The sequence below is a fragment of the Arthrobacter sp. AOP36-F1-5 genome, from assembly GCF_058137995.1.
The window spans coordinates 3,170,441-3,182,317 of the sequence record NZ_CM176892.1; the positions used below are offsets into that span (position 1 = coordinate 3,170,441).

At 67.1% G+C, this 11,877-nt stretch carries 10 protein-coding genes; 8 read left to right on the forward strand and 2 right to left on the reverse strand.

Annotated elements, in window-relative coordinates; genetic code table 11:
- The first annotated feature begins 50 nt into the window (after positions 1-50).
- From AC3ZI9_RS14520 to AC3ZI9_RS14550, 7 genes are all read left to right on the forward strand, one after another.
- Complete coding sequence (locus AC3ZI9_RS14520; RefSeq protein WP_444553792.1) at positions 51-1,700, forward strand: MFS transporter; 1,650 nt, start codon at positions 51-53, stop codon at positions 1,698-1,700.
- A 193-nt stretch (positions 1,701-1,893) separates the two neighbouring features.
- Positions 1,894-2,097, forward strand: coding sequence for a cold-shock protein (locus AC3ZI9_RS14525; RefSeq protein WP_086995297.1), 204 nt, complete (start codon positions 1,894-1,896; stop codon positions 2,095-2,097).
- A 149-nt stretch (positions 2,098-2,246) separates the two neighbouring features.
- Positions 2,247-3,113, forward strand: coding sequence for a methylenetetrahydrofolate reductase (locus AC3ZI9_RS14530; protein WP_489923711.1), 867 nt, complete (start codon positions 2,247-2,249; stop codon positions 3,111-3,113).
- A gap of 50 nt (positions 3,114-3,163) precedes the next feature.
- Complete coding sequence (locus tag AC3ZI9_RS14535) at positions 3,164-4,156, forward strand: LLM class flavin-dependent oxidoreductase (protein WP_444553794.1); 993 nt, start codon at positions 3,164-3,166, stop codon at positions 4,154-4,156.
- Between the two features lie 95 nt (positions 4,157-4,251).
- Complete coding sequence (locus AC3ZI9_RS14540) at positions 4,252-4,530, forward strand: hypothetical protein (protein WP_444553795.1); 279 nt, start codon at positions 4,252-4,254, stop codon at positions 4,528-4,530.
- Between the two features lie 50 nt (positions 4,531-4,580).
- The gene (locus tag AC3ZI9_RS14545; RefSeq protein WP_444553917.1) at positions 4,581-5,507 is read left to right on the forward strand and encodes a LysR family transcriptional regulator; all 927 of its coding nucleotides are present in this window, start codon (positions 4,581-4,583) and stop codon (positions 5,505-5,507) included.
- 98 nt (positions 5,508-5,605) lie between these two features.
- Entirely contained in the window at positions 5,606-6,709 is a 1,104-nt protein-coding gene (locus AC3ZI9_RS14550; protein ID WP_444566791.1) for an enoyl-CoA hydratase/isomerase family protein, read from the forward strand.
- Between the two features lie 14 nt (positions 6,710-6,723).
- On the opposite strand, the gene AC3ZI9_RS14555 is transcribed toward AC3ZI9_RS14550, so the two are convergent.
- Positions 6,724-8,556, reverse strand: a complete 1,833-nt coding sequence (locus AC3ZI9_RS14555; protein WP_444553797.1) for an FMN-binding glutamate synthase family protein — start codon at positions 8,554-8,556, stop codon at positions 6,724-6,726.
- A gap of 46 nt (positions 8,557-8,602) precedes the next feature.
- On the opposite strand from AC3ZI9_RS14555, the gene AC3ZI9_RS14560 reads away from it, so the two are divergent.
- Positions 8,603-9,268, forward strand: a complete 666-nt coding sequence (locus AC3ZI9_RS14560) for a hypothetical protein (RefSeq protein WP_444553798.1) — start codon at positions 8,603-8,605, stop codon at positions 9,266-9,268.
- Positions 9,269-9,279: 11 nt separating this feature from the next.
- Here AC3ZI9_RS14560 and AC3ZI9_RS14565 read toward each other — a convergent pair whose 3' ends face one another.
- Positions 9,280-11,658, reverse strand: coding sequence for an ATP-binding cassette domain-containing protein (locus tag AC3ZI9_RS14565; protein ID WP_444553799.1), 2,379 nt, complete (start codon positions 11,656-11,658; stop codon positions 9,280-9,282).
- Between the last annotated feature and the right edge of the window lie 219 nt (positions 11,659-11,877).

Genomic DNA, 11,877 nt, shown 5'->3' on the forward strand with positions numbered 1-11,877 from the left:
CGGACGGTACAGTTACTCGGGAGATTCCTCCCCACCCCAAGGACACCGGCATGAGCGCGTTGGACGACCGGCAGACCCGAAGCCTGCACCCCGGACGAGCGCGCCGTTGGGCCGCCCTGGCCGTACTGATGTTCCCGGTGTTGCTGGTCGCCGTCGACAACACCGTGCTCAGCTTCGCCGTCCCCTCGCTGTCCCGGGCCCTGGAGCCCTCGTCGACCCAACTGCTATGGATCATCGACATCTATCCCCTGGTGCTGGCCGGCCTGCTGGTTCCCATGGGGAGTCTCGGTGACCGGATCGGCCGACGGAAGCTGCTGCTGATCGGCGGGGCGGGCTTCGGCCTGGTCTCGGCGGCGGCCGCCTTCGTCCCCGACGCCACGCTGCTCATCGCCGCGCGGGCCCTCATGGCAGTCTTCGGCTCCATGCTCATGCCGGCGACCTTGTCGCTCATCCGGAACATCTTCACCGACGACTCCGAACGCCGCACCGCCATCGCCGCCTGGGCTTCGGCCTTTTCCGGAGGCGCGGCACTGGGGCCGGTCCTGGGCGGCTGGCTGCTGGAGCACTTCTGGTGGGGCTCGATCTTCCTGATGGCCATCCCGATGCTCCTGCCCTTGATCGTCCTGGGCCCGTTCCTCATCCCCGAATCCCGCGACCCCCACCCGGGGCGCATGGACCCACCGAGCATCCTGCTGGCCGTGGGGACCCTGCTGCCGATCGTGTACGGCATCAAATCGGTGACGGGCGCCGGATCCCTGGCCGTGGGGATCGTGGCGATCTCCCTGGGGCTGGCCTGCGGCACCACCTTCGTGCGCCGTCAGTTGCGCAGCAGCTCCCCCATGCTCGACGTCCGGTTGTTCTGCAACCCCGTCTTCTCCGCTGCCCTGGTGGTGAATCTCTTCAGCGTCTTCGCGCTGGTGGGATTCATCTACTTCCTTTCACAGCATCTGCAACTCATCGCCGGCCTGTCGCCGATGGAGGCGGGGCTCTTCATGATCCCCGGCCTGGTGTTGACGGTCGTCTTCGGATTCGTCGCCGTGCCGTTGGTCAAGCGGATCGGGCCCGCCGGGGTGGTCATGACCGGTCTGGCCTTCAACGCCATGGCCTATGCCCTGGTCGTGGTGCTGGGACGTTCCGGATCGTTGGGGGGCCTGCTGCTGGCCTTCTGCGTCCTGGGCATCGGGGTCGGCCTGGCCGAGACGATCTCCAACGACCTGGCCCTCTCGGCGGTTCCGCCGGCCCGTGCGGGATCAGCTGCGGCCATCTCGGAGACCGCCTACGAAGTCGGGTCGGTGCTGGGCACCGCGGTCCTGGGGAGCATCCTCAACGCCGCCTACAGCCGGGGCGTAGCCATCCCGTCCTCGCTGGACGCGGACGCGGCAGACCGCGCCCGGCAGACATTGGCCGGGGCCAACGACGTCGCCGATTCGATGCCCCCCGGCTCCGCGGCCAGCGGACTGGCCGAATCCGCGGCACGGGCCTTCGATGGAGGCGTCACGATCACCGCGGCCATCGCCGTGGGCCTCATGGTCGCCGCATTGCTGGTCGTCCGCTTCGCCCTGAGGGACAGGATCCCGGAGGCAGGGAACCCCCTCGAGCCCCCGCAGGAAACCGGCCCGGGAACCTCGGAGGAGCCCGGCGTGGAGGCCCTCTCCGACCCACCCACCGAAGAAATCCCAAAGAATTTGACCATCCAATAGGTTCTTGGCGTGATCTCGCGTATCGTAGAAGGCGTAGTCGTAGTTTTCTCGCAGTAATTTCAGTGTCAAGGCCCCGTTCGCGGGGAGTGTCTCTTTTTGACTCGCGGTAAATACTCGTAGCTGCATGTCACCGTCAAGTCCGATGGTGACAACCCCTACGTCCCCTGCGGACAGTCTCGAAAGGACACATATCATGGCAATTGGTACCGTCAAGTGGTTCAACGCTGAAAAGGGCTTCGGCTTCATCGCCCCCGACGACAACTCGGACGACGTGTTCGCGCACTACTCCGCGATCCAGTCGAACGGCTTCCGCTCCCTCGAAGAGGGCCAGCGCGTTGAGTTCGAGGTGACCCAGGGCCAGAAGGGCCTGCAGGCCACGGACATCCGCACTGTCTAAGTCTTTCATGAGGCCCTAACGGGCCGATGTGAACACCTGGAAATGGTGGCATCCCCGCGGGGATGCCACCATTTCTTTTGGTCCGGACGCACTCTGGACGAACACCCCGGGTCATGGATACGTTGGGGATCCCAGACGAAGGACCGCCCATGACCTCCCCCGCGGAGTCTCCCCCTCCCCCCGGCCTCGAACTGGTGCGCGGATTCTCCTTGGAAATGACCGGCAAGGACCGGCGTTCCCTGGCCGAAGCCGCAGGATCCCTCCCGCCCCGGACCCGCGTCAACGTCACGTTCCTGGGCAACGAGGAGACCGGGCTGCGCGTCGCTGCCGCGGCCGATGTCCGCGCCGCCGGGCTCGAACCGGTCCCCCATATTTCCGCCCGTCGGCTGGTCTCCGGGGCTGAACTCGACGAATTCCTCGACCTGCTGGTCGGGCAGGCCCAGGTCACCGACGTCTTCGTCGTCGGTGGGGATCCGGTGGAGCCACTGGGCCCGTTCCCCGATGCCTTGTCCCTGATCACCTCCGGGCGCCTGCAGGCCCACGGCGTGGGAGCGGTCGCCATCGCCGGCTACCCCGAGGGGCATCCGGACATCGATGACGCGACCTTATGGGCCTCCCTCCAGAACAAGGCGACCGCGCTGCAGGAGGCCTCGTTGTCGGGGTCCATCATCACCCAGTTCGGCTTCGACTCGCGCGCGGTGCTCTCCTGGCTGGCCGAGCTGCGCCGTCGCGGCATCGACCTGCCCGTCAGGATCGGCGTGCCCGGCCCGGCCGGCATCAGGCGCCTACTGAGCTACGCCCGCCGCTTCGGCATCTCGTCCTCGGCGGGAATCGCCCAACAATACGGTTTCTCGCTGGCCAACCTGCTGGGCACCGCGGGGCCGGACCGGTTCGTCCACCATCTGGCCGCCGGCCTGGACCCGCCGACCCACGGTGAGGTGCGACTGCACTTCTATACCTTCGGCGGACTGGCCGCCACGGCCCGGTGGGTGGAGGATTTCATCGCCGGGGCCTGAGGGCGGCGCCCCCGGGGAATGTTCGGGGCCGCGAACGGGTTGACGCCGGTGTGAGTATTCCCCTTTCCCTTCTTGACCTTGCTTCCGTTTCCGCAGGAAGCTCCATCGCCGACACCTTCCGGGGGTCCGTCGAACTGGCGCAGACCGCCGAAGCCGCAGGCTACACGCGCATCTGGTATGCCGAGCACCACAACATGGCCAACATCGCCTCCAGCGCCACCTCGGTCCTGATCGGCCATATCGCCCAGCAGACCTCCACGATCCGGCTCGGTTCCGGCGGGGTGATGCTGCCCAACCACTCCCCACTGGTCATCGCCGAACAGTTCGGGACCCTGGAGACCTTGTTCCCCGGGCGCATCGACCTCGGGCTGGGGCGTGCCCCGGGAACCGACCAGGCCACGTTCCGTGCGCTGCGCCGTGATCCGGCGGCAGCGGACGCCTTCCCCCACGATGTCCTCGAACTGCAGGGCTACCTCACCGGGAACTCCCGGATCCCCACGGTGTCCGCCGTCCCCGGGGCCGGGACCAACGTGCCGCTGTACATCCTGGGTTCGAGCCTGTTCGGAGCCCAGCTGGCCGCCCAGCTCGGACTGCCCTACTCCTTTGCCTCGCATTTCGCCCCCGATGCCCTGCATGCGGCCGTCGCGGCCTACCGGGACAACTTCCAGCCCTCCGAGCAGCTGGCGGAACCGCATGTCATCGCCGGGGTGGGGGTCGTGGCCGCCGAAACCAACCAGCAGGCCCAGGCCCAGATGGAGCAGTCCCGGCGCGACCGGGTCGCCATGTTCCTCGGTCGCGGCCGGGAGGTCCCCTTCACCGAACCCGAGATCGACCTGTTGATGGAGTCCGCCGCGGGCGAGCAGATCCTGAAGATGATGGCGTACACCGCCGTCGGCACCCCGGACGCCGTGAAGGACTACCTCGAGGGTTTCGCCCACAGCGCCCGCGCCGACGAACTGATCACCGTCCACAACGCCTCCACGGCGGCCGACCGGCTCACCTCGATCAAGCTCACCGCCCAGGCCATGGGGCTGACCGGCTGAGGCCCGTTCCCATTGCGGGCCCCACGTCCTACGCTGGAGGAGTCAGACGTGCCCCGGGCATCAGGCCCGGCACGCGGACCAGGAGGGCGACGGCCATGAGCGGAATCTACGACGAGACGGTGTTCGACGAACAGCCCGACGACGATCTCGATGAGCCCGAAGACGGGCGCTACGGCACCCCCGAGGACGGCTCCTCGGACAACCCGGAGACCATGGACCGCATCGACCCGTTGCGCCGACACAGCTATCTGGTCGTGGATGATCTGGAGGACGGCGGGGAGTCCGTGGAGGGCGACTCCGAGGACGAGACGCTGGCCTCGCAATGGGAACTCGACGATGAGCAGGAAGCCGAGCGGGAGGACGACGAAGACTAGCATGGCATAACATTGCTTGCTGTCCCCCACCTCGACACCCAGGAGTGCTGTTGGTCAACCCGGTGCATCTGCACACCCTGCTGGAAGTCATCGCGCACGGCTCCTTTGCCGCGGCCGCGGTCCCCCTCGGCTATACGGCATCCGCCGTCTCCCAACAGATGACGGCGCTGGAACGCGATACCGGCGTCGCGCTCTTCCGGCGTTCGGCCCGGGCCATCGAGCCGACCGAAGCGGCCACGACGATGGCCCGGCACGCCCGCAAGGTCCTGACCGACATCGACGCCCTCCTGGCGGCGAGCACGACGGCGGCCGGCCGGCCCGGGGAGCACCCCGTCGAGGAGCTGCGGCTGGGGATCTTCCCTTCGCTGGCCACCTTCGCCCTGCCCCGGCTGCTGGGCTCCTCCGGCTGGAACGACCTGGGGATCAACCTGCGCATCAGCGTCGGGGAGCCGCACCAGACGATCGCCAGCCTGCAAAGCGGCAACGAACTGGATCTGGCCCTGGTCTTCCAGGTCGGCCAGACAGGGCTGGGATGGCCCGGCACCATGGACCGGCAATGGTTGGGCGACGACGATTTCCGCGTGGTCGTCCCGGCGTCCTGGAAGATCGCCGAGGGGGCCCAGGTCTCCGCCGCCCAATTGGCCGATATGCCGTGGATCATGCACCACGCCGGCACCTCGGATGCCACCGTGATCTCCCGCCTCTTCGCCTCCTGCGACCTGCACCCGCGGGTGGTGGCCTACTGCGACGATTTCAACGCCTCGCTGCATCTGGCCGGAGCCGGTCTCGGGGCCGCCCTGGTCCCGGCGCTGGCGATGCAGCAACGTCCCCCCGGGCTGGTGGTCCTGGATGTTCCAGAGATCCGGTTGGCCCGTAGCATCTTCGCCCTGCAACTGGGCAATTCCAGAAGCCCCAAGGTCGATGTCTTCATGGACAAGCTGGCCGCCGAGCTACGCAAGATCAGCATCGTCCCCTGAGCCGGCCCGGGCCTTCCTCGGTCGGCAGCCACGGGACACAGCCGGGCACGATGGCCCGCCTTCGGGATTCCACCCGCCGGGAGCGGTAGCTTCAATGAATGGGAACAACGCAGGATGCACCAAGGGGACTGGTTTCGATGACACTGACCAACGGAACGAATGCCGCGGACGATGACGACGTCCTGGTCGAGGTCATGGACGGCATCGGCCTGCTGACGTTGAACCGTCCTCGACAGATCAATGCCCTCACCCGGGGGATGGTCAAGATCCTGACCGACCAGCTCGAGCTATGGCGTGAGGACCCCGAGGTCGGCATCGTCGTACTGCGTGGGGCCGGGACCCGTGGATTCTGTGCCGGAGGGGACATCGTGGCCTTCCATACGGCCATCACCACCGGCAAGCAGCATGAGTTCCTGTCGTTCCTGGCCGAGGAGTTCCGCCTCGATGGACTCATCGCCGCCTACCCGAAACCGGTCCTCGCCTACATGGACGGGGTGTGCATGGGTGGCGGGGTCGGGTTGGCCGGACACGCCGGGATCCGCATCGTCACCCCGCGCTCCTCCATCGCCATGCCCGAAGCACGGATCGGCTACTCCCCCGACGTGGGCGGAACCCACCTGCTGGGGCTGGCGCCCGGACGGCTCGGTGAGCATCTGGCCCTGACCGCCTCGACCATGGGGGCCGGGGACGCGATCCATGCCGGCTTCGCCGACTTCTGCATCTCCGAGGACTCCTTCGAGGAGGTCCTGTCGGCGCTGCCCGATCTGGTGGGGCTGCCGGCCGGGGAGGTCTCCATCGCCCTGGAGATCCTCCACGGCACCCCGGCACCGCCCGCGCCACTGGTGGCCGAGGCCGGATGGATCGACCAGGCCTACGCCGCCGACGACGTCTCGGCCATCCTGGAACGCCTCGATTCCAGCCCCTATCCGGGGGCCGCCACGGCCGCCACCGCCCTGCGGGGCAATTCCCCGCTCTCCACACAGACGGCCCTGCGGGCGGTCCGTGCCGCCCGCGACGAGGCCCACCTGCCCTCGGCCCTGGCCCGGGAGTTGCGGGTGGCCGACTACCTGATGAAGCATCCCGACCTACCGGAAGGGATCCGCGCCCAGATCATCGACAAGGACCGCATGCCGCAGTGGTCCCCCACGGATCCGGCAGAGGTGGACCAGCAGGAAATCGCCGCGGCCATCGCCGTCGACTGACCGGGGATCCCCGGCTAGCCTCCGGGACGGGATTCGGGGCGGACGCCGGAGGTTTCGACCCGCTTGGTCTTCCCGGTGTCGGTGTCATCCATCTCGTCACGCGAGGGGCCGACCCGGACCTGGTCGATGGAACTGGTCTCATCCCAACGCGCCATGTCGGGCCGGTCCCGCCGTGGTCCCCCGGAACGGACCGGCTCGCCGGTTCCCGGGCCGCCCGAAGGCTGGAGCCACGGGATGGGGGCATGTTCGCCGAAATGGTCGGCGTCTGCCTCGTCCCAGTCCCCGCTCCACCCCCGGGGCGGATCCTCCAACAACTCGCCGGGGCGCAACCAGTTGTACAGGGCGGCGTAGCTGCTGGTGGTCAGATGGTCGATCCGCCGGCGCAGCATCCGCTGGTTCAGGTTCGCCGGGGTCGAGACCCCCATGGACGCCATGATCTGCTCGGCCTCGGTGACAGTGAGCTTCTGGTAGTTGTAGACGCGGTTGCCCTTGTCCTCGACGTCGACGGCCCGCATGAGCCGCGGGTTCTGGGTGGCGACGCCGACCGGGCAGCGGTTGGTGTGGCAGAGCTGGGCCTGGATGCAGCCGGTGGCCATCATCATCGAGCGGGCGCTCATGGTGAAGTCGGCGCCCTGGATGAGGCGTTTGACGATATCGCTGCCGCTGGCGACCTTGCCGGCGGCACCGAGGCGGATCCTGTCCCGCAGACCGGCACCGACCAGTGCGTTGTGCACCAGCATCAGGCCTTCGGTCAGCGGGGTGCCGATATGGTCCTCGTATTCCAACGGGGCGGCACCGGTGCCACCTTCGGAACCGTCGATGATGATGTAGTCCGGGGTGATCCCGGTATCGAGCATCGCCTTGCACATGGCCAGGACATCGGTCCGTGAACCCACGCAGAACTTATAGCCGATCGGTTTACCCTCGGTGAGTTCGCGCAGCGTTCCGACGAATTCCATCAGCTCGCGTGGGGTGTGGAACGCTGAATGCGAGGCCGGGGACACGCAGTCCCGGTCCATGGGGATCCCGCGGGCCTCGGCGATTTCGGGGGTGATCTTCGACTTCGGCAGCACGCCGCCGATGCCCGGCTTGGCGCCCTGGCTGAGCTTGATGGTGACGGCCTTGACCGCGTCGGTGGCGGCCTTGGTCCGGAAGGTCTCCGGGGCGAACCTGCCGTGTTCGTCACGGCACCCGAAGTAGCCCGACCCGATTTCCCAGAACACGTCGGCACCGTGCTCCAGGTGGTACTTGGTCAGACCGCCCTCACCGGTGGCGTGGACGAATCCGCCCATGGCCGCGCCCTTGTTCATCGCCTGGACAGCATTCTTGGACAACGATCCGAAGCTCATCGACGAGATGTTCATCAGGGCGATGTCATAGGGCTTGCGGCAATCCGGGCCGCCGATCCGCACCCGGTGGTGCTCCTCGGGCGGGGCCAGCGGGGCGCTGGAGTGCAGCAGGAACTCGTAGCCCTGCGAGTTCACATCACGTTCGGTGCCGAAGGCCTTATGGCTATCGGCCCCCTTGGAGCGGGTGTAGATCAGCGAGCGCGTGTCCCGGTCGAAGGGCCGGCCGTCGGTGTTCCGCTCGATGAAGTACTGCTGGATCTCGGGGCGGATGGACTCCAGCAGGTAGCGCATGCGTCCCAGCACCGGGAAGTTGCGCAGGATCGCATGCTTGGTCTGGAAAAGGTCATGCAGGCCCAGCCCGACCAGCAGGAGCACGAGCACGCCCAGGACAACCCAGCCGGTGGTCCCGAACGAGGCGGCCACGACGGCGGCCGCTGCCAGGACGACGAATAAGGTCAGAAGGAAGAAACGCACCATGGGGCCGAGTTTACGCGTCATGGGGCCGTGTCGACACAGCAGCGTCCGGTCGGAGACAATGTTGGGCATGTTGGAGCATCCAGGACGGTCCGCCGCACGCTTGACGGGGCTGGTCGGCATCACGACGATCGCCGTACTATTGACCGGCTGCGCCGCCGGGAACATGATCGATCCCGGCGCACCGGATGAGGCCACCCCGACCGTGACGCGGACCCCTGCCGACACGGTCCCCTCCTCTTCCGGGGCCCCGGAGGCGAGCATCCCCGCCCATGAGTCCCCGGTGCGCCTCATCAGTGAACGCGGTCTGCCCCTCTACGCCCCGGGGGACGAACTGGCGTTGCAGGGTTCCGAAGCCGAACCACGAATCACCTTGACGGTCACCTCGCTCTCGGTCGAGCAGACCTGCCCGATCGACGGTGGGAAACCCGATCACGGCGCCTTCGCCGTGCTGGAGATCGATGCCTCCTTCGCGGCCCCGGACGACGAGACACAGCGCCCGCTGCGCCTCTCCCCGCAGATGTGGTCCTTCTTCTCCACCGATAATGTCCCGTTCGACGACGATCTGGGCACCACCGCTGCCGCCTCCTGCCAGAATGCCGGCACGGCGTTGCCCGCCGAGCTCAAGGCCGGCGCCTCGGTCCATGGGACCCTCGTCCTGGACATCCCCGAGCCGGAAGGATCGCTCACGCTGGCCGATGCCGACACCGACATCGCCGAGTGGCAGCTTCCCTGACGGACCAGGCCTCAGGAGCGGACGTAGGCCGCCAGGTGTTCTCCGGTGATCGTTCCCCTCTCCGCCACCAGTTCGGCGGGGGTCCCTTCGAAGACCAGGGTCCCGCCGTCGTGTCCCGCCCCGGGCCCAAGGTCGATGATCCAATCGGCGTGGGCCATCACGGCCTGGTGGTGTTCGATCACGATGACGGTCTTGCCCGCATCGACCAGTCGGTCCAGCAGGCCCAGCAGCTGTTCGACGTCGGCCAGATGCAGCCCCGAGGTGGGCTCGTCCAGAACATAGATCCCGCCTTCCTCCCCCATCCGGCTGGCTAGTTTGAGCCGTTGCCGTTCGCCGCCGGAGAGGGTGGTGAGCGGTTGGCCCAACGCCAGGTAGCCCAGTCCGACCTCGCGCAGCCGTTCAAGGATCCTGACCGCTGCCGGAACCCTGGCCTCACCGGCGGCGAAGAAGCCCAATGCCTCATCGACCGGCATGGTCAGCACCTCGCTGATGTTGCAGCCACCGAGCCGGTAGTCAAGTACCGACGTCTGGAAGCGCCGGCCCTCGCATTCCTCGCACACGGTGGACACCGTCGCCATGACGCCCAGTTCGGTGAAGATGATCCCGGCTCCGTTGCAGGCCGGGCAGGCACCTTCCGAGTTGGAGCTGAACAGCGCCGGTTTGACCCCGTTGGCTTTCGCGAACGCCTTGCGGACCGGCTCCAGCAATCCCGTGTAGGTCGCCGGGTTGCTGCGTCGCGAACCCTTGATGGCCCCTTGGTCGACGGTGACGACCCCTTCCCGGCCGGCGATGGAACCGTGGATCAACGAGCTCTTCCCCGAACCTGCCACCCCGGTGATCACGCAAAGGACCCCCAGCGGAATATCCACGTCGACGTCGCGGAGGTTGTGGTGGTCCGCTGACCGGATCTCCAGCGTTCCCGACCCCCGCCGTGGCGTCTCCTTCAGTGCCGCCACATAGCCCAGGTGCCGGCCGGTGGGGGTGTCGCTGCGGCGCAGGCCCTCGAGGTCCCCCTCGTAGCAGAGCAGCCCACCCCCGGATCCTGCCCCCGGCCCCAGATCCACCACATGGTCGGCGATGGCGATCATTTCCGGTTTGTGCTCCACCACCAGGACGGTGTTGCCCTTGTCCCGCAAGCGCATCAGCAGCTGGTTCATGCGCGCGATGTCGTGGGGATGCAGGCCCACGGTGGGCTCGTCGAAGACATAGGTGACATCGGTCAACGCCGATCCCAGGTGGCGGATCATCTTCGTTCGTTGGGCCTCGCCTCCCGAGAGGGTTCCGCTGGGCCGATCCAGGCAGAGATAGCCCAACCCGATCTCCACGAACGAGGCCAGCAGCCCAGCCAATGAATCCAGCAGCGGTGCCACCGAGGGTTCGTCCAGGGTGCCGACCCAGTCGGCGAGATCACTGATCTGCATCGCGCAGGCCTCGGCGATGGACAGGCCCCGGATCCGTGAGGAGCGGGCCGCCTGGCTCAACCGGGTTCCCCCGCAGTCGGGGCAGTCGGTCAGTGTGACGGCACGCTCCACGAAGGCACGGATATGCGGTTGCATGGCGTCCAGGCCCTTGGAGAGCATGGATTTGCGGATTTGTGGGATCAAACCCAGATAGGTGAGGTTGATGCCTTCGACCTTGATCCTGGTGGCTTCCCGATGGAGCAGGTCCTCGAGTTCCTGCTCGGTGAATTCACGGATCGGCCGATCCGGGTCGAACCATCCGCAGCCCCGCAGGATGCGCCCGTGCCACCCCTGCATCGAGTAGCCGGGAATCGTCAGCGCCCCCTCGTTGAGGGATCTGTCGGCGTCGTACAACTGGGTGAGATCGAAGTCCGAGACGGTGCCGGATCCTTCGCAGAGCTGGCACATCCCGCCGGTGACGGAGAATTCCCGGCGCTCCTTGACCTTCCTGCCCCCGCGTTCCATGGTCACCGCCCCGGCACCACTGATCGAGGCGACGTTGAAGGAGTAGGCCTGCGGAGAACCGATCCGTGGTTCGGCGAGTCGGCTGAAGATGATGCGCAACAAGGCATTGGCGTCCGTTGCGGTGCCCACGGTCGAGCGCGGGTTCGAGCCCATGCGCTCCTGGTCGACGATGATCGCCGTGGTCAGCCCCTCCAGGACGTCGGCGTCGGGGCGGGCCAGCGTGGGCATGAAGCCCTGGACGAAGGCACTGTAGGTTTCGTTGATCATCCGCTGGGATTCGGCGGCGATGGTCCCGAAGACCAGCGAACTCTTCCCCGATCCCGAGACCCCCGTGAAAACGGTGATCCGCCGTTTCGGCAGGTCGAGGCAGAGGTCCTGCAGGTTGTTTTCCCGGGCTCCGCGGACCCTGATCAGATCGTGGCGATCGGCGGGGACGCCGTCTGCGGGGGCATGGGTATCGGACATGATCACCAGTGTAGGCGCACCCCGGCGAGGCGGAAGGCTACGGCGTCGAGCTCGCGGCAGCACTTTGTTACTGATTCGTAGATTTTTTCCACGAACCCCTTGAAAAGCTACCGGACAGTAGGTTCAATGTAAGGCAGGTCACAACCAACGACGTTTGTCCGCTGCGTAAATCCACCGCTCGGGCCACCGCGATCGCCTTCCACCCGGTGAGGCATCGCG